The organism is Desulfovibrio sp. ZJ746, assembly GCF_011039155.1.
GTDB lineage: Bacteria > Desulfobacterota > Desulfovibrionia > Desulfovibrionales > Desulfovibrionaceae > Desulfovibrio.
In genome coordinates this window covers 30,720-50,995 of sequence record NZ_JAAKEK010000003.1, presented here as the reverse complement: position 1 = coordinate 50,995, position 20,276 = coordinate 30,720, and the positions used below count along the sequence as shown (strand labels likewise).

General features: G+C 69.0%; 16 protein-coding genes. 3 read left to right on the top strand and 13 right to left on the bottom strand.

The window, feature by feature from the left end; all coding sequences use genetic code 11:
* The first annotated feature begins 21 nt into the window (after window positions 1-21).
* Together ispH and G7Y54_RS06235 are read left to right on the top strand one after the other, a co-directional pair.
* Window positions 22-882, top strand: a complete 861-nt coding sequence (gene ispH / locus G7Y54_RS06240) for a 4-hydroxy-3-methylbut-2-enyl diphosphate reductase (RefSeq protein ID WP_165078435.1) — start codon at window positions 22-24, stop codon at window positions 880-882.
* Between the two features lie 40 nt (window positions 883-922).
* On the top strand, window positions 923-1,963 hold the full coding sequence (locus G7Y54_RS06235) for a chemotaxis protein (protein ID WP_165078434.1): 1,041 nt from the start codon (window positions 923-925) through the stop codon (window positions 1,961-1,963).
* A 41-nt stretch (window positions 1,964-2,004) separates the two neighbouring features.
* Here G7Y54_RS06235 and G7Y54_RS06230 read toward each other — a convergent pair whose 3' ends face one another.
* The 5 genes from G7Y54_RS06230 to sfsA all read right to left on the bottom strand — a co-directional run bounded on the left by G7Y54_RS06230 (window position 2,005) and on the right by sfsA (window position 9,218).
* Window positions 2,005-5,130, bottom strand: a complete 3,126-nt coding sequence (locus G7Y54_RS06230) for an efflux RND transporter permease subunit (RefSeq protein ID WP_277424351.1) — start codon at window positions 5,128-5,130, stop codon at window positions 2,005-2,007.
* 1 nt (window position 5,131) lies between these two features.
* A complete protein-coding gene (locus tag G7Y54_RS06225; protein ID WP_165078433.1) occupies window positions 5,132-6,295 on the bottom strand; it encodes an efflux RND transporter periplasmic adaptor subunit in 1,164 nt (387 codons plus the stop codon).
* Between the two features lie 230 nt (window positions 6,296-6,525).
* A complete protein-coding gene (locus tag G7Y54_RS06220; protein WP_165078432.1) occupies window positions 6,526-6,966 on the bottom strand; it encodes an EamA family transporter in 441 nt (146 codons plus the stop codon).
* 63 nt (window positions 6,967-7,029) lie between these two features.
* Complete coding sequence (locus G7Y54_RS06215) at window positions 7,030-8,331, bottom strand: phenylacetate--CoA ligase (protein ID WP_165078431.1); 1,302 nt, start codon at window positions 8,329-8,331, stop codon at window positions 7,030-7,032.
* Window positions 8,332-8,375: 44 nt separating this feature from the next.
* On the bottom strand, window positions 8,376-9,218 hold the full coding sequence (gene sfsA, locus G7Y54_RS06210) for a DNA/RNA nuclease SfsA (protein WP_165078430.1): 843 nt from the start codon (window positions 9,216-9,218) through the stop codon (window positions 8,376-8,378).
* A 76-nt stretch (window positions 9,219-9,294) separates the two neighbouring features.
* On the opposite strand from sfsA, the gene G7Y54_RS06205 reads away from it, so the two are divergent.
* Window positions 9,295-10,476: a pyridoxal phosphate-dependent aminotransferase gene (locus G7Y54_RS06205; RefSeq protein WP_165078429.1), complete on the top strand. Its 1,182-nt coding sequence runs from the start codon at window positions 9,295-9,297 to the stop codon at window positions 10,474-10,476.
* A 10-nt stretch (window positions 10,477-10,486) separates the two neighbouring features.
* On the opposite strand, the gene G7Y54_RS06200 is transcribed toward G7Y54_RS06205, so the two are convergent.
* The 8 genes from G7Y54_RS06200 to G7Y54_RS06165 all read right to left on the bottom strand — a co-directional run bounded on the left by G7Y54_RS06200 (window position 10,487) and on the right by G7Y54_RS06165 (window position 20,192).
* Complete coding sequence (locus G7Y54_RS06200) at window positions 10,487-11,644, bottom strand: FkbM family methyltransferase (protein WP_165078428.1); 1,158 nt, start codon at window positions 11,642-11,644, stop codon at window positions 10,487-10,489.
* On the bottom strand, window positions 11,641-12,072 hold the full coding sequence (locus G7Y54_RS06195) for a DVU_2496 family lipoprotein (RefSeq protein WP_165078427.1): 432 nt from the start codon (window positions 12,070-12,072) through the stop codon (window positions 11,641-11,643). Before G7Y54_RS06195 ends, G7Y54_RS06200 begins: the two co-directional genes overlap by 4 nt.
* Window positions 12,065-12,922 carry a zinc metalloprotease HtpX gene (locus G7Y54_RS06190; protein WP_165078426.1) on the bottom strand — a complete coding sequence of 286 codons (858 nt, stop codon included), beginning with the start codon at window positions 12,920-12,922 and terminating at the stop codon, window positions 12,065-12,067. Before G7Y54_RS06190 ends, G7Y54_RS06195 begins: the two co-directional genes overlap by 8 nt.
* A gap of 104 nt (window positions 12,923-13,026) precedes the next feature.
* Window positions 13,027-15,033, bottom strand: a complete 2,007-nt coding sequence (gene asnB / locus G7Y54_RS06185; RefSeq protein WP_165078425.1) for an asparagine synthase (glutamine-hydrolyzing) — start codon at window positions 15,031-15,033, stop codon at window positions 13,027-13,029.
* A complete protein-coding gene (locus tag G7Y54_RS06180) occupies window positions 15,021-16,412 on the bottom strand; it encodes a glycosyltransferase family 4 protein (protein WP_165078424.1) in 1,392 nt (463 codons plus the stop codon). Before G7Y54_RS06180 ends, asnB begins: the two co-directional genes overlap by 13 nt.
* On the bottom strand, window positions 16,409-17,563 hold the full coding sequence (locus tag G7Y54_RS06175) for a glycosyl transferase family 1 (protein ID WP_206214917.1): 1,155 nt from the start codon (window positions 17,561-17,563) through the stop codon (window positions 16,409-16,411). The genes G7Y54_RS06180 and G7Y54_RS06175 overlap by 4 nt, the downstream gene beginning before the upstream one ends.
* On the bottom strand, window positions 17,560-18,894 hold the full coding sequence (locus G7Y54_RS06170) for a glycosyltransferase family 4 protein (RefSeq protein ID WP_165078423.1): 1,335 nt from the start codon (window positions 18,892-18,894) through the stop codon (window positions 17,560-17,562). Before G7Y54_RS06170 ends, G7Y54_RS06175 begins: the two co-directional genes overlap by 4 nt.
* 8 nt (window positions 18,895-18,902) lie before the next feature.
* Window positions 18,903-20,192, bottom strand: coding sequence for an aminotransferase class I/II-fold pyridoxal phosphate-dependent enzyme (locus G7Y54_RS06165; protein WP_165078422.1), 1,290 nt, complete (start codon window positions 20,190-20,192; stop codon window positions 18,903-18,905).
* Window positions 20,193-20,276 lie beyond the last annotated feature (84 nt).

Sequence of the window (20,276 nt, the reverse complement as noted above, 5' to 3'; positions counted from 1 at the left end):
CACCCGAGCCCGGAGCCCCGCATGGACGTTCTTCGCGCAAAAACCGCCGGCTTCTGCATGGGCGTGAGCCTCGCCCTGCAAAACCTCGAAAACGCGCTGGCAAGGCAAGGCGCGGACGCGCCGGCCCCGAAGCGCATCTGCACCTTGGGGCCCATCATCCATAATCCGCAGGTGCTCGAGCATTTCGCGGGCCGCGGCGTGGCCTGCGTGGCGAGCGCGGACGAGCTCGGGGCCGGCGACCATGTGCTCATCCGCGCCCACGGCCTCCCCCGGGAGGAGGAGGCGCGCGTGCGCGCGAGCGGCGCCAGCGTGGAGGACGCCACCTGCCCGCGCGTCAAGGGCGCGCAGCTTGCCATCGCCCGCGCCACGCGGGACGGGGCCTCCCTCCTGCTCTTCGGCGAGGCGGAGCACCCCGAGGTGCGGGGCCTCGTTTCCTACGCGGCCGGCGAGGCGCGGGTCTTCGGCAGCCTCGACGAGCTCATGGCGCTCTCCCTCTCGCCCGGCGAACCCCATGTGCTCGCCTCGCAGACCACGCAGGACCGCGACGCCTTCGCGGCCATCGAGGCCTGGCTTCGCGGGCGCCTTCCCGGGCTCACGGTGCTGAACACCATCTGCGGGGCCACGCGCGAGCGGCAGGAAGAGGCGCGCGAGATCGCGGGCCGGGTGGACGTGATGGTGGTGGTGGGCGGCCGGGAGAGCGGCAACACGCGCCGCCTCGCCGCGCTGGCGGCGCAGGCCGGGGTGGAGACCTTCCATGTGGAGCACGCCGGGGAGCTTTCCGCCAAAAGATTTGCGACAAAATCCCGCGCAGGTCTAACGGCTGGCGCATCCACGCCGAAAAGCCTTATTGACGCGGCCGAGGAATGGCTGGCGTCGCTCTAGCCTTTTAGCGGGCGCCCCGGGAGCACGGGACGGAGGCAGCATGGCCGAGATCACCAATATTCTGCTGGAATCCGGCACCAATGAGCTGGAAATGGTGGAATTTTACCTGGACGAGACGCTTGGGCCCGGGGACGCGCTGCTGGAGGGCCTCACGGCGCAGGCCGTGGGCGCGGACCAGGCCGCCAGCTATCGCGGCTATTACGGCGTCAACGTGGCCAAGGTGCTGGAGATCATCCGCATGCCCAAGGTCACGGAGCTGCCCGAGGTGCAGCACGAGAGCGTGCTCGGCGCCTTCAACCTTCGCTCGCGCATCATCCCGCTGGTCGACCTCACCCTCTGGCTCGGCAAGACGCCAGCCGCGCGCACCGAAGAGCCCAAGACCATCGTCACCGAGTTCAACAACGTGACCACGGCCTTCATGGTCTCGGGCGTGAACCGCATCCACCGCATCAGCTGGGAACAGGTGGACCAGCCCAATCCCTACATGGCCGCGGTGTCGAGCAACACCATCGTGGGCGTGGTCAAGCTCGAGGGGCGCATCATCTTCCTGCTCGACCTTGAGAAGGTGGTCGCCAACCTCAACCCCAAGCTCAGCCTCCGGCTCGACGACCTCGGCGACGACTGGGACGGCACCACGGGCTACCGCGCCCTGGTGGCGGACGATTCCGCGCTGGTGCGCGAGATGCAGCGCGACCTGCTCGAGCGCGCGGGCTTCAAGGTCATCGTCACCACCAACGGCCGCGAGGCCTGGGACTGCCTCACCAGTTTCCGCCGCCGCGTGGAGGAGGAAGGCCGGCCCTTGAGCGACTTCGTGCAGGTGGTGGTCTCGGACATCGAGATGCCCATGATGGACGGCCTCAACCTGACGAGCCGCATCAAGAACGACTCCATCCTCAAGCAGTTGCCGGTGCTGCTCTTCTCCTCGCTGATCACCGAAAAACTCCGCCACAAGGGCGTCAGCGTGGGCGCGGACGGCCAGATCTCCAAGCCCGAGGTGGGCACGCTCGCCAAGCGCGCCGCTGCCCTCATCCGCGAGCGCGGCCTCGCCGGCGACCATGCGCCCGCCGAGGGCGGCCAGTAAGGGCCTTTCGCCGGGCAAAAGCACCTGCCGGGTCGCAACTGTCAGTTTTGGGCTGTTGCGGCCCTTCTTTTGCGGTTTTTGATCTTGTGCGCCAGGCTGTGGACGCCGAGGAAGAACAGCGGCGTGAGAAAGAGCCCGAAAACCGTCGCTGACAGCACGCCGAAAACGACGGTCACCCCCACCAGGTTTTGCGCGCCCGAGCCCGCCCCCGAATTGAGGGCCAGCGGGGTGACGCCGAGCACGAAGGCGAGCGAGGTCATGACGATGGGCCGGAAGCGCCTGCGCACCGCCAGCATCAGTGCCTGGCGCACATTCCTGCCCGCCGCCAGCAGTTCCCGCGCGAACACAATAATCAGGATGGAGTTTTTTGCGGTAAGGCCCATGATGGCGATGACGCCGATCTGGAAATAGATGCCGTTGCTCATGCCGGCGAGCCAGATGGCGCAGGCCGCGCCCAGAAGGCCGCAGGGCATGCAGAGCAGCACCGCAAAGGGGATGCTCCAGCTTTCATACAGGGCGGCAAGGCAAAGAAAGACAGCCACAAGGGAGATGGCATAGAGCAGGGCCGTGGAGGAGCCGGATTCGCGCTCTTGCAGCGAGATGCCCGTCCAGGAGGTGCCGAAGCCGTCGGGCAGCTCCGTGGCCAGTTCCTGCATGGCGTCCATGGCGTTGCCACTGCTTTTGCCCGGGGCGGCTTCGCCGAGGATCTTGACGGCGGGAACACCCTGATAGCGCTCCAGGCGCGGCGAGCCCCGGCTCTCGTCAATGCTCGCGAAAACGGAAAGCGGCGCCATCTCCCCGTCGGCATTGCGCAGGCGATAGTGCGCCATGTCCCCGATGGACATGCGGAAGGGGGCGTCGGCCTGCATATAGACGCGCTTGGTCCGGCCACGGTCGGAAAAATCGTTGATATAGGCCGAGCCCCAATAGGCCGCCACGGCATCGTCCACCGTGCCCTTGTCCAGCCCGTGCGCCATGGCCTTTTCCACATCCACCCTGATGTCATACTGGAAAACATCCTCAAGGCCGCCGCCGCGGACATTGAACAGGTCGTCCCGCGCCCTGGCGCTTTCGAGCAGGGCATCGCGCGCGGCCATCAGCGCCTCGTGCCCACGGCCGTCCATGTCCATGAGCTCAAATTCAAAGCCCGCCGAATTGGCCATTTCGCGGATGGTCGCGGGACGGAAGAACACGACACTGCCTTGCGGCGTGTCCGCAAAGCGTTCGCGCAGGCGCCCGAGGATGGCGCCCACCTGCGCCTCGGGTGCCTGGCGTTCGTTCCAGTCCCGAAGGACGATATAGAGCTGCCCCACATTCTGGCCCGCGCCGAAAAACGAATAGCCCGCCACGGTGAGGACATTTTTCACCGTGGCTTTTTCGTGGGTCAGGATATGGTCGCGGATGTCGGCGAGCAGGGCTTCCGTGCGCTCCATGGAAGCTGTGGGCGGCAGTTGCACCATGCCATAAAAAGCCCCCTGGTCCTCGTCGGGCACGAAGGACGTGGGCAGCGCGGCAAAAAGATACACCGTGGCGAGCATTCCCGTGCCATAGGCCGCCCAGACAGGCCATTGCCGTTTCAGCGCGGCCCGCACGCCGCGGGCATAGCCGAGGGTCAGTTTTCCGAACTGGCGGTTGAACCAGGCGAAAGCCCTGCCAGGTCGGCCCCCGGGACGCAGGAACGAGGCGCACAGGGAGGGCGTGAAGGTCAGGGCCACCAGGGCCGAAAGCAGCATGGCGGAAACGATGGTGAGAGAAAACTGGCGGTAGATGATGCCTGCCGAGCCGGCCATGAAGGCCATGGGCGTAAAAATGGAGCCAATGACCAGCGCCACGCCCACGAGTGCGCCGCCGATCTCGCGCATGGAGGCCACGGTGGCGTCGAAGGGGGAAAGCCCCTGCGCATCCATCAGGCGCTCCACATTTTCCACCACCACGATGGCGTCATCCACCAAAAGGCCGATGGCGAGCACGATGCCGAACATGGTGAGGGTGTTGATGCTGAAGCCCGCGGCGGCCAGCACCGCGAAAGTGCCGAGCAGGACCACCGGGATGGCAAGCACGGGAATGAGCGTGGCGCGCACGTTTTGCAGAAAGAGAAAGATCACCCCGCAGACAAGGACGATGGCTTCAAGAAGGGTCTTGTAGACCTCGTGGATGGAAATTTCCACGAAGGGGGTGGTGTCATAGGTGATGACATAGCTCATGCCCGCGGGGAAGAAGGCCGCCAGTTCCTCAAGTTTCGCGCGGATGCGGCCTGCGGTCGCGAGGGCGTTGGCCCCCGGGGCCAGCCCGAAGATGAGCGAGGCGGCGTTGTGCCCGTTGATGCGGATGACCCGGCCCTCCCGTTCCGCACCAAGCTCCACCCGGGCCACGTCCCTGAGCCGCAGGGCCTGGCCGTCGCTGCCGCTTCTCAGGAGGATATTTTCAAATTCCTCCACGGTCCTGAGCCGTGACGAGGCGTTGACCATGACATTGATTTCCTGGCTGCCCGCGACGGGATACGCTGCCGTCTGGCCCGCCGTGCCCTGGGCGTTCTGCTGGCGCACGGCGGCCGCCACATCCGACGGGTTGAGCCTGTAGTGCGCCATGCGCAGGGGGTCGAGCCAGATGCGCATGGCGAACTGGGTCGTGACCGTCGTCACCTGGCCCACGCCGGGCACCCGGCTCAGGGGCTCCTGCAAATGCGTGGCGAGATAGTCGGCGAGGTCCGCGGAATCGAGGTTCGCCGTGGAAATGAGGGCCATGATCATCAGGATGCCCGCCGAGGACTTGGTCACGCGCACCCCGAGCCGCTGTACCTGTTCGGGCAGCATGGGCAGCGCCAGCTGCACCTTGTTCTGGATCTGCACCTGGGCGATGTCCACATCCGTGCCGTGCGCAAAGGTAAAGGCGAGGCTGGCCGTGCCCATGGCGTCGCTGGTGGATTCCATGTAGAGCAGCCCGTCGATGCCGCTGATCTGCTGCTCGATGACCTGGGTGACGGTGTCCTCCATGGTCTTGGCCGAGGCCCCGGGCCAGGAGGCCGTGACGATGACCTGCGGCAGGGCAATTTCGGGAAATTGCGCCACCGGGAGGCGCCAGAAGGCGAGGCCGCCCGCGAGCATCACGAGGATGGCGCCCACCCAGGCCACGATGGGGCGCCGGATGAAGAAACTCGAAATATCCATGCTAGCCTCCGGCTCCTTTGCGGGGTTCCCCCCTTACGAGACGCCCGTGCCGCGCGTTGTGCAGGCCCTCCACAAGCAGCAGCTCCCCCGCCTTGAGGCCGCCCGTGACCAGCCACTTCCCCTCATGGGCCGTTTGCAGATCCACATGGCGCTCCTCAAGGCGGAAGAGGCCCTCCTGTTCCGGCACCAGCACAAAGACCACGGGGCGGTTGCGGGTATCCCGGGCGACGCTGCGCTGGGGGATCACAAGGGCCTCCTCCAGCGTGCCCAGGGGCAGGCGCGCCCGCACAAACATGCCGGGCAGGAGCAGCCGCTGCGGGTTGTAGCAGCGGACGCGCGTTATGACAGTGCCGGTCGCCTCATCCACCTCCGCCTCGGAAAAGAGCAGTTCCCCGGTGAGCGTTTTGCCGCCGGGTGCCACAGGCGCCGCCCCGGCTTCAGGCAGGATGCGCGCAAGGGTTTTTGCGGCCTCACCGGGGCTATCCGTGCGCGCCGCCTCCTGAAGCACGGCCCTGTCCGCGGCGGAGACCGCTACATCCACATAGACCGGGTCAAGCTGGGTGATGACGGCAAGCGGCTCAGCCTGATTTTCTGCGAGCAGCGCGCCCTCTTTGACGAGCGACCTGCCGATGACCCCGGAAAACGGCGCTCGCACGGTGGCGTAGCCAAGCTCGATGGCGGCCTTTTCCACAAGCTCCCTGCTTGCCGCTATTTCGGCCTCCACCTCCCTGTAGGCGGCAATGGCGTCGTCGCGCTCCTTGAGGCGCACGGCGTGCTTTTGCGCGAGCAGGATGCAGCGCTCCATGTGCTTGCGGGCGGCCTCCTCCCGCGATTCGGCCCGGGCCAGCCTCGCGGTCGCTTCCTTGTAGGCGGCGAGGAAAGGCGCCTCGTCGATTTTGTAGAGCGGCTGCCCCCTGACGACTTCCTCCCCCTCCTCAAACAGCCTTTGGCGCAGGATGCCGCCCACCTGCGGCCGGACTTCCGCCATGCGGCGCGCCGTCACGCGCCCGGGAAATTCCCGGGTGAGCTCCACCCTTTCCGGCGTCAGGCGGCTATAGACCACAGTGGGTGCGCCAGCTGGCGCCGGGCCCGCGCTGTCGCACGCGGCCAGGGTGAGGGCCAGCCCGGAACACATGAGGGAGATGAACGCAGCAGGGAGCTTCATGGCCGATCCTTTCCTTTGCGGGGACGGCCGCGCGCGGAGCGAGCGCCGCCACGGGAAATTTTCCCGCAGGTTAGCACAGGCCGCGCGCTCTGCTGAAGGCCATAAAATCTTAATGCACTCTTAAGCCGGGATTAATGGCAAAGCCCGAGGAAGCACCCGCCATTGCGGGCGCAGGCGTGGGTGGGGAGCGGGGAGGTGGAGGAGGCAATCAGGCGGGACGCCCGCCGCCGCTACTCCTGCATGATGAGGAAGCTCCCGAGCAGGCAGAGGCAGATTCCCGCGAGCTGGCGCATATTCAGGTGCTCCCGGTAGAAAACGAGCCCGATGAAGAGCAGGAGCACGGCGAGCAGCACGTTCACGAGCAGCGAGGCCACGCTGATCTTCCAGCCCGTCCTGTATATAAAGATATAGCCCACTTCGAGGCCCACCATGGAGAGGCCGAGCACAAAGCCTGTCCAGTTCGTGTGCGCGAGCGAAGCGAGAAAATCCCTGTCCTTTTCAAACAGGAAATACGAGACGAAGGACAGGAAGGAGGCCGTGAGATAGGTGACCACCAGCACCGTCCACGGCGAACACCCCCGGGGGACGGACTTGGCCGAGAGATTGTAGAGGACGTTGGCGAAAACGACGAGCGCCAGCGGCCAGTAGAGCGCGAATGACGAAGAGGACATGGCCCACCCATGGTTGCTCGGCTGGGGGGCATGATGCCCCGCACCGCGAAAACCCCCCTGCCGCTAGCTCCCGTAGCGCCTGTCCAGCACGCGCTTGGACTTGCTGAAGGTGCGCGGCAGGCTGGCATAATCCGCCACTTTCACGTCCATGCGCGCGAGGATGCGGCTGCGCAGGCGCGCGGCCACGGCCTCGGCCAGCGCCGCGTCGCCGCCGGCAGTGGCGTCGCCGGCCCGCTCCACGGTGAGCGCGAGGTGGTCGACGCCGCGTTCATCGCGCGTGAGCTCGACCTGGTACTCGCCGCCGAGCTCGGGGAATTCCCCGATGACATCCATGATCTGCCCGGGGTAGATGTTCACCCCGCGATAGATGATCATGTCGTCCGAGCGGCCGAGGATGCGGTCATGCCTCGGCATGGCAAGCCCGCAGGCGCATTCGCCGGGGATGAGCCGCGTCAGGTCGTGCGTGCGGTAGCGGATGAGCGGCACGGCCTCCTTGCGGAGGCTCGTCACCACCATTTCCCCCACCTCGCCTTCGGGCACGGGCTCGAGGGTCCGCGGGTCGAGCACTTCGATGATGAAGAGGTCCGCCCAGTAGTGCAGCCCGTCATGCGCGTCGCAGTCGATGGCCGTGCCCGGCCCGTACATTTCCGTCATGCCCGCGATGTCGTAGCTCCCCTCGAGGCCCAGCTTCTCCTCGATGGCGAGGCGCATCTTCTCGCTGCGCGTCTCGGCGCCGCAGATGACCTTGCGCAGCCTGAGCTTCTTGGTGAGGCCCGCGCGCTCGGCCTCCTCGGCGAGCAGGAGCGCCATGGAGGCCGTGGCCCCGAAGCAGGTGGCGCCCATGTCGGCGAGGAGCTGGAGGTGCATCTCGAGGTTGCCCGGGCCCACCGGCACGGTGAGCATGCCGAAGAGCTCGCTCCCGAGCTGGAAACCCGCGCCCGCGGTCCACAGGCCGTAACCCACGGCCACCTGCATGCGGTCGGCCGGGGTGAGCCCGGCGAGCTCGTAGCAGCGCGCCATCTGGAGGCTGAAGGTCTCGGTGTCGGCCTTGGTGTAGGCGAGGATCTTGCGCTTGCCCGTGGTGCCGCTGGAGGCGTGGATGCGCACGATCTCTTCCTCGGGCACGCAGACGAGGGGCAGGGGATAGCCGCGGCGCAGGTCTTCCACGTCGGTGAGCGGCAGGCGCCTGAGGTCCTCGAGGCTCCTGATGTCCAGCGGCCCCACGCCGCAGCCGTCGAGGATGGCGCGGTATTGCGGGGATTTTTGCGCCTGGGCCAGTGTCCAGCGCAGGCCGTGGAGCTGGATCTCGCGCAGGCGTTCCGGGGAGTGGTCGGGGATGAAGCGGGAGCTTTTGGCGTCGGGCATGGCGGCTTCCGGGAGGTTGGGGGCCGGTGCGGAGAAAGCGCAGGCTATCCCGCTTTGGCGCCAAGGGCAAGGCGCGGCAAGAGGGGGAGCTCGCCCCCGAGGTCGATGCCGGCCGGCGTCACCACCGCGCGGAAGGGATACACCTCCACGCCCGCGGCCAGAGCCTCGGCGAAAAGCGCCGCATAGTCGGGGTCGATGAAGTCCGCCGGGGCGAAACAGCGGCCGTCGGGCCGCTGCACGAGGTAGAACATGGCCGCGCGTTCCCCCTGGGCCACGATGTCCATGAGCTCGCGCAAATGCTTGCGGCCGCGCTCGCTCGCCGCATCGGGGAAGCAGGCGGCGTCGTCCTCCACCATGGTCACGTTTTTGCACTCCACCCACAGCGGCGCAAGGCCCGGGCCGGTGAAAAGGCCGTCAAGGCGGCTCTGGCCACGTTTGGCCTCGCGCCGGAGCTGGGTATAGCCGGCCGCAAAGGGGAGGCGCCCCGCGCGGAAGGCCGCTTCCAGCATCCTGTTGGGCGTTGAGGTGTTGACGCCCACCCAGCAGCCGCGCCCCGTGGGGAGCGCCCCGGCGCGCGCGGCGGCTTCCATGGCGCAAGCGTCCTTTGCGCCGGGCGCGCCGCGCTCGGCGAGCCAGACCGCCTCCTGCGTATACGGGAGCTTGCGGCCCGGAGCGGCCGCCGGCGACACGAGCACCGGCGCCCCGGGCCGCGTGAGCCCGAGCATGGAGCCGGAATTGTTGCTGTGCGCCCAGATCGGGCCGTTCACGGTGTCCAGCTCCACGCTGAAGCGCTTGACCCGCCGCACGAAAGCCGCCACGCGGCACGAGGCCGCAAGCGGCAGGAGCGGCGCCGCCTGCCCGCGGCTTGCGCGTGCGTCATCCCGCATTTACACCCCCCGATGAAGCTGCTAAAAATACCGGCATCCGCGCGGCCTTGGCCGCCCATCCCCACAGGAGCCCGCCATGCAGATCGCCGAACGCCTGAGCCAGATCCAGCCTTCCCTGACCCTTGCCATCAACACCCGGGCGCAGGAGCTCAGGGCGCAGGGCGTGGCGGTGACGAGCCTCGCCGTGGGCGAGCCGGACTTTCCCACGCCCGGGCACATCAAGGAAGCGGCCAAGGCCGCCATTGACGCCAATTTCACCCGCTACACGGCCGTGGCCGGCATCCCGGAGCTCAGGCGCGCGGCCGGCCGCTATTTCGAGCGCCACTACGCGACCCCCGTGGCGCCGGAATCCATCATCATCGGCGCGGGCGGCAAGCAATGCCTCTACACCCTCATCCAGACCACCATCAACCCCGGCGACGAGGTGCTTATCCCGTCGCCCTACTGGGTGAGTTATCCCGACATGGTGCGGCTGGCGGGCGGCGTGCCCGTGACAGTGCATGCCGGCGCGGCCCAGGGCTTCAAGGTGACGCCGCTCATGCTCGAAAACGCGGTCACGGAAAAGACGCGCATGCTCATCTTGAACACGCCCAACAATCCCACGGGCGCGGTCTATGCCGACCGGGAATTCATGCAGATCATGCGCTGGGCGCTGGCGCGCAATATCTTCGTCCTCTCCGACGAGATCTATGACCAGCTTGTCTATCCGCCCGCGCAGATGACGAGCGCCATCACATGGTTCGCCCACTGCCCCGAGCTCGTGGCCGTGGCCAACGGCCTCGCCAAGAGCTACGCCATGACAGGCTGGCGCGTGGGCTTTCTGGCCGCGCACCCGGAAATCATCAAGAAGATGGCCATGCTCCAGGGGCACAGCCTCTCCAATGTCTGCTCCGTGGCGCAAAAGGCCGCGCTGGCCGCGCTGGAAGGACCGGACGACTGCGTCATCGAGATGCGCGAGGCCTTCCGCCGCCGCCGCGACCTCGCCATGGACATCGTGGCCCGCTGGCCCAGGGCCGTCTGCCCCAGGCCCGACGGCGCCTTCTACCTCTTTGTGGATGTGAGCGCGCTCTACGGCGGGGCCATCAACGATTCCACGGCCCTCTGTTCCTACCTGCTGGACGAGGCGCATGTGGCGCTCGTGCCCGGCGCGGCCTTTGGCGACGACAATTGCGTGCGCCTCTCCTATGCCGTGGCCGACGACACGCTCGCCGACGCCCTCGGCCGCGTGGGCGAGGCGCTTGCGAAGCTGGCGGGGTAGCGGAGCCCGTTCAGGCCCCCGGGGCCTCCGCATAAAGGATGGTGTCCGTGAAGCCGCAGGAGGCGTGCGCCACCTCGAGGCGGTAGTCCGGCACCAGGCTTTTCACGAAAAGCGGCAGGGCCACGAGGTCTTCCGGCTTGTGGTAGAGGCAGATGATGAGCCTCGGCCGAAAACGGCGGATGGTCTCTTCGGCGCCGCGCAGGGCGTCGAGTTCCGCGCCCTCCACGTCCAGCTTGATGCAGTCCACGCGCGAAAGCCCCTCCTCTCGCACCACCTCGTCGATGCTCACAAGCTCGCAACGTACCGTGCCTTCGCCGGCGCCCCCTTGATCCGCCCCTTGATCCGCGCAGATATGCGAGGAGTCGCGCAACGAGGCGAAGGCCGCCTGCCCCCGCTTTTCCGCAAGGCCCGCCGTGTGCAGCGTATACCACGGCCATTTCGCCAGCGCCCCGGCCGCCTTTTCCGCCATCCAGGGGATGGGCTCGAAGCCGTGGATTCGCCCTTCGGGGCCAACGGCCTCGGCAAAGGCCACCTGCGCGCCCACCATGTCCGACACGCCGCCGTCGATCATGATGTCGCCCGCCTTGGGGCGGATGCGCGGATGCTCGTATTCGGCGTGCGTGGTGACGGGCAGGTAACCCGCGTCGCCGGTGAGGATGGCCTTGACGCGCGCGGCGTAGGTGGTGCGGCTCGCCTCGTCGGCGAGCATGCCGCACACCTGCTCGAGCCGCGCCGCGTGGCGGGCGAAAAAGTCCGGCAGGGGCTTGCGCAGCCCGAAGGGCGGCTCGCGGAAGCCTTCCAGATAGAGCATGCCCCCGCCATAGGCGGCCATGAGGCGGCACACCGCGGCCAGCATCACCGGGTCGGGCACGAGAAAGACTTTCGGCCACTGGGGCGTGGTGCCGAGGCGCTCCACCCCGCGCAGCGGTATCTCCCGCGCCCTGGGGCCGGGCAGCGTGAGCCGGCGCGGCGCGCCCTCGGGAAGGTCGGGCACCACGATGAGCGGGATGTCCAGCTTGGGATACGCGGCGCAGAACTGCGCCACGAACCCGAGATGCTCGTGGCAGACGATGCAGCAGGCCTCCCGCACGGAGCGCGGCAGGCCCCAGGGCCTGAGCAGGGGCGCGGCGTTGAGGCGTTCCAGCAGGGGCAGTGCGTTGGCTGTCATCTTCCCTCCTCGCTTCCGTCGGCGCTCACCCAGTCGGCGAGGCGCGCCCGCCGGGCCAGCGCATAGGGGCTGGGGCCGCCGGCCTCGGCCGGCTGCACGAGCTCCGCGAAGCCGCCTTCAAGGCGGTAGACGCGCCAGTCGCCAGCCGGGAGGCGCCCGGCATCCTGCCCGGCCTGAAGGGCCCTTGCGGCGGTTTCGGGCGCGCAAAAGAGCGGAAATTCCCGCACCGAGGGGTCCAGCACCACGGCCGCGCCCCCGGCGAGGTCGACGATATAGTTGCCCGGCGCCACGACGTAGAGCGCGGCGCAGTCCTCCGGGGGAACCGGGGCTTGGAGGGGCGGCTCCTGACGGCCCCCGCCGCAGCCCGCGAGCGCGAGGGCAAGCGCAAGCGGCGCGGCCAGTTTGGCGCAGCGCAGCGGCCTAGCCATGCTCGGCCATGACGCGCAGGCGCTCGATGCGTTCCTCAAGCGGCGGGTGGGTGCTGAAGAGCTTGGCCACGCCGCCGTCGCGCCCGAAGAGCGGCGCCACGACGAACATCTCGGCCGTGCTCGGGTTGCCGGAGCGCATGGGGATGCTGCCGCTCGCCTGGCCGAGCTTGTAGAGCGCGCCGGCCAGCGCCAGGGGCTGCCCGCAGAGCCGGGCGCCGGTCTCGTCCGCGAGGAATTCGCGCGAGCGCGAGATGGCCATCTGGATGAGGCCGGCCGCCATGGGAGCCAGCAGGGCCAGCACCAGCGCGCCGATGGGGTTGCCGCCGCCCTCGCCGTCGCGGTGGCCGCCGAAGAGGGCCGTGAACTGGAAGATATTGGCCAGCGTCACGATGGCCGAGGCCATGACCCCGGCCACGGTCTGGATGAGGATGTCGCGGTTGACCACATGGCCCATTTCGTGGGCCACCACGCCGCGCAGCTCCGTGGGGGAGAGGAGGCGCAAAATGCCCTCGGTGACGGCGATGACGGCATGCGCGGGGTCGCGCCCGGTGGCGAAGGCGTTGGGCGCCTCCTCGGGGATGACGCAGACGCGGGGCTTCGGAACGCCCGCGTTGCGGGCGAGCTCGCCCACGATGTCGTGCAAATAGGGCGCCTCCTCGGGCGTCAATTCCCGCGCGTGGTACATGGAGAGCACGATCTTGTCCGAATACCAGTAACTGCCGACATTCATCACGATGGCGAGCCCGAAGGCGAGGATGACGCCGCTCCGGCCGCCGAGCAGGCCGCCGAGGACGATGATGATGCCGGAAAGCAGGGCCAGCAGGAACATGGTCTTGAGCTGGCTGGTCATGCGAGCCTCCTTGCGGGGGTGGATGGACTGCGGCGCCGGGCCGCTTCGGGGAATATAGGCACAGGCCGGCCCGTGGCAAGGCGCGACGGCGGAAGACGGGAGCCTCAGAACTCCGCCGGGTTGGCCCTAAGCCAGAGCTCAAGCACCATGAGCGTCCACAGGGGCTTGCGCAGGTCGGCCCGCCCGGCGCAGTGGGCCTCCACGAGGCGGCGCACCGCCGCCGGGTCGAACAGGCCCTGTTCTTTCAAGGCCCGCTCGCCGAGCAGCTCGTCCATGAGCGGCCTGAGCTTGCCCCTGAGCCATTCCGCCACCGGGATCTGGAAGCCGCGCTTGTTGCGGTGCAATATCTCCGGCGGCAACAGCCCGGCAAAGGCCTTCTTGAGCAGGTACTTGCGCTTGAACCCGTGGAGGCGCAGGCTCACGGGGAGCCTGGCGGCGAATTCGGCCACTTCGCGGTCGAGGAAGGGCGCGCGCACCTCCAGCGAGTGCAGCATGGAGCAGCGGTCCACCTTGACGAGGATGTCGTCGAGCATGAACTGGCGCACATACACATGGAAGGCGCGGGAGAGCGGCGCCGCAGCGCCCTTGGGCAGCCAGTGCCCGTACTGGGCGCGGGTGGGCGCGAACAGCGCCTCTGGCGCCAGCGCCGCCTCGCCGCCGTGGGCCGCGAGCCACGCCGGCGCCAGCACCTCGCGCTGCATGTCCGGCCCGAGCGCCGTGAGCATGGTCTGCACGCGCAGCCAGTCCGGCGCGGCCGCGCCGCGCAGGAAGGTCTCGCAGGCGAGGCGCGGATTGATATAGCCCGAGGATTCGGGCAAATGCCGCACGATGGGCTCGATGACCCCGCGCCTGAGCCATGCCGGGAGGGCATTGTACTTTTGCGCGATGCGGTAGCCGATGTAGTGCTCGTAGCCGGCCCAGAGCTCGTCCGCGCCGTCCCCGCCGAGGGCCACGGTGACGCGCTCGCGCGCCACGCCCGAGAGCAGCCAGGTGGGCGCGCAGGAGGCGTCGGCCATGGGCACGTCCATGCGGCTCACGATGCCGGGCAGCTCGTCGGCGCATTCTTCGGCCGAGAGGATGCGCTCATGATGCTCGGTGCCGAAGGCCGTGGCCGCGATGCGCGCATAGCGCGACTCGTCGTAGCTCGCCTCGGTAAAGCCGATGGAAAAGCTCATCACCGGCGTGGACGACTCGCGCGCCATGAGCCCGGCCACGATGGAGGAGTCGATGCCGCCCGACAGAAAGACCCCCAGCGGCACGTCGCTCACGAGGCGCCGGCGCACGGCCTGCGCCATGAGCCGTTCGAGCTCAAGGCAGAGCTCCGCCTCGTCAGCGGGCTGCCGGCCCGCGGGCATGGGCAGGTCCCAGTAGCGCACGGGCGCGGGCTCCGCGTCCTTTCCCGTCTCCACCATACAATAATGCGCGGGCTCGAGGCTTTTGACCTCGCTATACATGGTGCCGGGCGTGGGCACATATTCATACGCGAGGTAGCGCATGAGCGCCGCGGGGTCGAGATGGAAGCGGAAGGGCAGGAAGTCCGAGGGCGCGGCCCCTTCGGGCACGCCAGACGGCGCGGACGCGTTTGCGGGGAGCGGTCGCGCGAGCAGGGAGAGCGCGGAAAGCTCGGAGGCGAAGCAGAACACGCCGTTCTGGAGGGTGGAGAAAAAGGGCTTCTTGCCGAAGCGGTCACGCGCGCAGAAAAGGCGCCGCCTGGGACCGTCCCACACGGCAAAGGCGAACATGCCCTCGAGGCGCGAAAGGCACTCCTCGCCCCATGCGGCATAGGCCTCGAGCACCACTTCGGTGTCCGAGTCGGTGCGGAAGCGGGCGCCGCCGGCTTCGAGCTCGCGCCGAAGCTCGCGGAAATTGTAAATCTCGCCGTTGTGCACCACGCAGAAGCGGCCGTCCGCGCTCCGCATGGGCTGACTGCCCCCCGCGAGGTCGATGATGGAGAGGCGCCGGTGCCCGAGCGCCACCGGGCCCTCGCGCCAGAAGCCCTCGCCGTCGGGCCCGCGCGAGATCATGCTGTCGGTCATGGCCTTGAGCGCCCTGAGCGCGCCCGGCGCAAGGGCGCCGCCGTCAAGGCGCACCATGCCCGCTATACCGCACATGTGTCCGCTCCTTTGCGTCCGGCGTCCTTCCCCTGCTCCCGCCGCCAGTCTTCACAGGCCGTGCGGAAAAGGTGCGCCAGCCGGTCCGCGTTGGCCTCCGCGTCGAACATTTCCTTCGCCAGGCGCGCGCCCGCGCGCCCCATGGCCCGGGCGCGGGCAGGGTCCTCCGCGAGCTCCAGCACCGCGTCGGCGAGTGCTTCGGCATCGTCGGGGGGCACCGCAAGGCCGGTCACGCCGTGGCGGATGACCTCGGGGAGCGCGTTGACCGTGGTCCCCACCACCGGGAGGCCGTAGGCCATGGCCTCGATGACCGTGTTGGGGATGCCGTCGCGCCGGCCAGAGGCGTGCACCACGCAGGGCGCGAGAAAGATGTCGTGCCCGGCGAGCAGGCCCGGGAGCTCGTTGTGCGAGATGAGGCCCGGCATGTCCACATCCTGCGCGAGGCCGAGCTCGGTGCGCAGCCGGCGGAGCTGGTCTTCCATGTTGCCGAGGCCCATGACCTTGCCGCCCCCGCCGGCGAGGGTGAGGCGGAAGTCGAGCCCGCGCTGCTTGAGCAGGGCGCAGGCGCGCAGGAGTACGTCAAAGCCCTTGGTCACGTCGAAGCGGCCCACGGCCAGCAGGCGCAGCGGCCCGGGGAGGAAGCGGGCGGAACCGTCCGTCACCTCGGGGCCGGGCGCGGGCAGGGTGAGGCCGTTGTACACAAGGGCGGTCTTGCCCGCGGCCTCGCCGGCGCCGAAGGCCTCGATGCGGGCCTTGTCCGCGGCGTTGTTGGCCCGCACGAGCACCGCGGCCGCGAACTTGTCGGCGAGGTCCGGGTCGGCCGGGGCGAGATTGTCGCCGCGCGCGGCCGTGGCAAAGGGAAGATTCGCCACGCTCGCGGCCACCCAGGCCGCTGTGGCCGCGCCGCGCGGCCAAGGGGCGTACACAAGGTCGATGCCGCCCTCGCGGAACTCGCGCCCCAGCGAAAGGCCGGCCAGGAAGGCCCAGAGATTTTCGCCCAGCACTTCCCAGCTCTGCCAGCGGCGCCAGCAACTGCGGCGGAACAGGCGCCAGAGCCGCACGGGATGGGTGCACAGCTGGCGCAGAAGTTCGAGGCAGTAGCGCGGCAGCGCCCGGATGCCGCCCGGCCGCGCGTGGGCGCCCCGGGCCTGCATCTCATCGGAGCAGTGGCGGAGATTGCGGCCGTAGAGCGTGTGGACCGTGAGCGGCAGCCGCTCGCGCAGGGCCTCCACCTCGCGGAAAATAAAGGGCTGCGTGAAGAGCGGATACCAGAGCAGCACATAGGCCACATGGGGCAGGCCCGGCGGCAGGGGCGCCAGCCCCGGGTCGGCGCAGGCGCAGCCCGGCGCGGGCCTGGTGAGGCGCGGGAAAAGGCTCATGGCCGGCCCTCCCCGGCGGGGCGCTCCCAGGGGACGCCCGCGCGTTCCATGGCCGGCCTCGCGGTGCCGGCGGCGCGGTTTTCGCCCGTCGCGGGCGCCGTCCAGTCGCCGGAGTCGGCGGGGGCCTCATCCACGCGGAGTTCCCCGGCTTCGGCGTCGCGGCGCAATTCTTCGAGCGTGCGGAAGCGCAGGTCGAAGCTCTCGGCAAGCCAGTCCGCATAGGCGCACATCTTGTCGAGAAAGCGCGTGACCGTGGCCTCGTCCGGCACATGCGGGGCGCCGCCGGGGAAGAGCTCGGACGAATGCCAGGTGAGCGAGAGCACCCGGCCCCCGCGTGCGGCGTGGAGCAGGGTGGTGAGCTTGAGGAGCGCAAGCGGATGCTCCACCGGCAGGAGCGCCAGCGCCCCCCAGTGCCTGAGCCCGGCCTGCATGGCCGCGCCGGCCCCCGCGGGCAGCTCCCGCGAGAGCCCGGGCAGCCAGGGGAAGAGCGGCGTCACCGTGAGCGGCATCTCGAGGATACGGGCCCGGCCCGCGTCCACCCAGTAGGGATCGGCCGGGGCGTCGAAATGGTCGGGGCCGGCCACGCTGTCCTTGCCTCGGTGGAGCGGCCTGACCGAGGCGTCGCAGCGCACGCCGAGTTCGGCGAGGAGTGGCCAGAGCGGCGCGTGCAAGTCCCAGCGGCCCATGCGGAAGGAAGTCACGGGCGCGCCCTGAAAGACCTCGGCCGCCTGAAAAAGCGTGGCCAGCTTGGCGGCCATGCGCTCCCGCGGCACGGCCGCCGCCGGCACCCGCGTGAGCATGCCGCCGGGCGCGGCCGCCGCTTCGGGCGTGAGCGGGGGCGTGTTCCAGTGGTGGAGATGGGCGCCGATCTCCGCGCCGTGGTCGTCGCGCAAGCGGGCGAGCACCCGGCGGGAGGCCGCGTCCGTGAGGACGCTGTGCGCGCAGAACAGGGTGGGCCTCACCCCGCGCCCGAGCAGCGGGGCGAGCCGCATGAGCGCCGCCGTGTTGCGCACGCCCGGGGCGCGGCAGGCATAGCGGCCGCCGAAGAGCCCTTCCTCCTCCACGTCGAGGCTCAGGACGAGCGTCAGCGGGCGCTTCGCCCCCGGCTCCGGGGAGACGGGGGGGCGCGGGGCCGGCGCCCGGGCCGTCATGGCGCGCCCTCCGTCGCGGGGGCGGAAGCCTCCGCATAGAGATTGCGCAGGGCCGCGATATTGCGGGCGCGGTCGAACATGGCCTCCACCAAATCGCGGCCGGCGAGCGCCATGGCCCGGGCGCGGTCGCGGTCGGCCAGCAGGCGGCGCACGGCGCAGGCCAGCGCCGCGGGGTCGCGCTCAGGCACGAGCAGCCCGGTCTCGCCGTCGCGGATGACCTCGGCGATGCCGCAGACATCGGTGGCCACCACGGGCAGGCCCATGGACAGGGCCTCCATGATCACATTGGGGATGCCGTCGCGGTCGCCATTGCTGTGGACCACGCTCGGCACCACGAGCATGTCGTGGGTCTGCATGTAGCGGCGCAATTCGTCATGGGGCACGAAGCCCGGGAGGTCGACGCAGCTTTCGAGGCCGAGCCGGCGGATCTGGCGCACGAGGCGCCCGCGCCACGCGCCGTCGCCCACGAGGGTGAGGCGCATGGGCACGCGCTCGCGCCGAAGCCGGGCGAGCGCGGTGATGAGCTCGGGAAAGCCCTTGGTGCGGGCGAAGCGCCCCACGGCGAGCAGCCTGTAAGGCGGCTGCATGGGGAGCGCGCCGGGCTCGCGCTCGGTGAAGGTGAGGCTGTTGTAGACAAGGCGCACCTTGCCCTCGGCGTCGGGCGGGCAGAAGCGCGCAAGCCACGCCACGTTGGCCGCATTGTTGGTGCGGACGAAGAGCGCATCGCGCGATTTCTCGCGCAAGAGGCCGTCTTCGGGATAGATGTCGCCGGCGCGGCCCGTGAAGGCGAAGGGGATGCCGGTGAGGCGCGAGGCCACCCAGGCCGCCGTGGCCGGCCCGTTGGCCCAGGAGGAGTGGATGAGCGTCACGCCGTCGCGCGCGCAGTCCTCGGCGAGCAGGAAGCCGGCCATGAAGCACCAGAGGTTCTCGCCAAGCGCCTCCACATTGCGCATGCGGCGGAAAAAGCCCTCGCGCAGGAGCCGCCAGACGAGGCGCGGGCTCTTGCCAAGCGCGCGGAAAAAGGCCCCGAAGATGCGGAAAAACGCGGCCACGCCCATGCGCGTGACCGGCCCCGGGTATTCGCGCATCTCGCGCGAGCAGCCCTTGAGCGCCGCCCCGTACATGGTATAGACGCGGATATCGAGGCCGAGCTCGCCAAGCTCCACGACCTCGCGGAAGATGAAGGTCTCGGAGGAAAGGGGGAACCAGAGGAGGACGTAGGCGATGACGGGCGCGCCCACCGGGGGGGGCGCGGGCGCCGCGTCCGGGGCGCAGACGCCGGCAGCGCCGGTCGCCGTGGCACTGGCGGGGGGAATCTTTGGGGCGGGCATGCCGGCCTTCAGCTCGCGGCCCCCTGCGCCGCCTGGTATTCCGCCACCAGCGCCTTGGCCCGGGGCAACTCTTCGGCCACGGCGTCCACGGCGGCGCGCACATGCTCCTCGGTGTGCGAGGCGGAGATAAAGAAGCGAAGGCGCGCCGTGCCCTCCTTCACCGCCGGGAAGGAGATGGGCATAACATAGATGCCGCGCTTGAAGAGCGCCTGCGAGAGGAAGCCGGAGACGAGCGAATCGCCCACGATGACCGGGAGCACCGCATAGCCCTGGGCCGCGCCGGTATCAAGGCCCTTGCCCTGGGCGTAGTGCAGGAAATACTGGCTGATGTTCTGGAGGCGGTGCACGCGCTCCGGCTCGCGCAGCATGATCTCGAGCGCCTTGTGGCAGGCCGTGGCGATGACCGGCGGCATGCCCACGCTGAAGACGAAGCCCGGCGAGCCGTATTTAAGGAAGCGCACGAGCTCGGCGCGGCCGGCGATGAAGCCGCCGCAGCCGCACATGGACTTGGAGAGCGTGCTCATCCACATGTCCACGTCCGTGGGGTCGATGCCGAAATACTCGCGCACGCCGCGGCCCGTCTTGCCGAGCACGCCGAGGGAGTGGGCCTCGTCCACGAGGAGCATGCAGTCGTACTTTTTCTTGAGCTCGATGATGCGCGGCAGGTCCGGGATGTTGCCGTCCATGCTGAACAGGCCCTCGGTGACGATGACGGCGTAGCGGTGCTCCGCGCGGTGGGCCTTGAGCATCTCCTCGAGGGAGTCGCAGTCGTTGTGCTCGTAGGAATAGCGGGTGGCGCCGGAGAGGCGCGCCCCCTGCACGAGGGAATTGTGCGCGAGGCCGTCATGGAAAATGGCGTCGCGCGAGCCGAACATGAAGCCCAGAGTGGACACATTGGTGGCGTGGCCGCTCACATAGACGATGGCGTCCTCAACGTCGTAAAGGTCGGCGAAGGCGCGCTCGAGCTCGCGGTGCGGGGGCCTTTCGCCGCCCACAAGGCGGCTCGCGCCGGCCGAGGTGCCGTAGCGCGCCGCGGTTTCCGCCACGGCGGCCGTGATTTCGGGATGGGCATTGATGTCGAGATAGTCATAGGTGGAAAAATTGATATATTCCTTGCCGTTGATCAGGGTGGTGGCCTTGGCCGCCTGGTCGTGGCAGGCGAAGAGCGGATTTTCGAGGCCCATGCTTTCGGCGAGGTCCACCATGCGCTCGAAGGAGAGCTTGGAGCGCATGCGGTTGAAGCCGCCCTTGGCGTCTTGCTGCCCGGCCGCGTGCGCGGCGGAGTGCTCGTTCTTCATGCCTTTTCCCTTAAAAATGACTATGTGCGGCACGGGAGGCGCCCCGCGCACGATTTTTGTCGGGGAGCGCGGGGGGAAATACCC

Excerpts from the sequence above, each read along its gene's own strand:
- G7Y54_RS06165 (WP_165078422.1), bottom strand. The coding sequence starts at position 20,192 with ATGAAGAACGAGCACTCCGCCGCGCACGCGGCCGGGCAGCAAGACGCC.
- G7Y54_RS06200 (WP_165078428.1), bottom strand. The coding sequence starts at position 11,644 with ATGACAGCCAACGCACTGCCCCTGCTGGAACGCCTCAACGCCGCGCCC.
- G7Y54_RS06205 (WP_165078429.1), top strand. The coding sequence starts at position 9,295 with ATGCAGATCGCCGAACGCCTGAGCCAGATCCAGCCTTCCCTGACCCTT.
- G7Y54_RS06180 (WP_165078424.1), bottom strand. The coding sequence starts at position 16,412 with ATGAGCCTTTTCCCGCGCCTCACCAGGCCCGCGCCGGGCTGCGCCTGC.
- G7Y54_RS06175 (WP_206214917.1), bottom strand. The coding sequence starts at position 17,563 with ATGACGGCCCGGGCGCCGGCCCCGCGCCCCCCCGTCTCCCCGGAGCCG.
- G7Y54_RS06230 (WP_277424351.1), bottom strand. The coding sequence starts at position 5,130 with ATGGATATTTCGAGTTTCTTCATCCGGCGCCCCATCGTGGCCTGGGTG.
- sfsA (WP_165078430.1), bottom strand. The coding sequence starts at position 9,218 with ATGCGGGATGACGCACGCGCAAGCCGCGGGCAGGCGGCGCCGCTCCTG.
- asnB (WP_165078425.1), bottom strand. The coding sequence starts at position 15,033 with ATGTGCGGTATAGCGGGCATGGTGCGCCTTGACGGCGGCGCCCTTGCG.
- G7Y54_RS06235 (WP_165078434.1), top strand. The coding sequence starts at position 923 with ATGGCCGAGATCACCAATATTCTGCTGGAATCCGGCACCAATGAGCTG.
- G7Y54_RS06225 (WP_165078433.1), bottom strand. The coding sequence starts at position 6,295 with ATGAAGCTCCCTGCTGCGTTCATCTCCCTCATGTGTTCCGGGCTGGCC.
- G7Y54_RS06170 (WP_165078423.1), bottom strand. The coding sequence starts at position 18,894 with ATGCCCGCCCCAAAGATTCCCCCCGCCAGTGCCACGGCGACCGGCGCT.
- G7Y54_RS06215 (WP_165078431.1), bottom strand. The coding sequence starts at position 8,331 with ATGCCCGACGCCAAAAGCTCCCGCTTCATCCCCGACCACTCCCCGGAA.
- G7Y54_RS06195 (WP_165078427.1), bottom strand. The coding sequence starts at position 12,072 with ATGGCTAGGCCGCTGCGCTGCGCCAAACTGGCCGCGCCGCTTGCGCTT.
- G7Y54_RS06220 (WP_165078432.1), bottom strand. The coding sequence starts at position 6,966 with ATGTCCTCTTCGTCATTCGCGCTCTACTGGCCGCTGGCGCTCGTCGTT.
- ispH (WP_165078435.1), top strand. The coding sequence starts at position 22 with ATGGACGTTCTTCGCGCAAAAACCGCCGGCTTCTGCATGGGCGTGAGC.
- G7Y54_RS06190 (WP_165078426.1), bottom strand. The coding sequence starts at position 12,922 with ATGACCAGCCAGCTCAAGACCATGTTCCTGCTGGCCCTGCTTTCCGGC.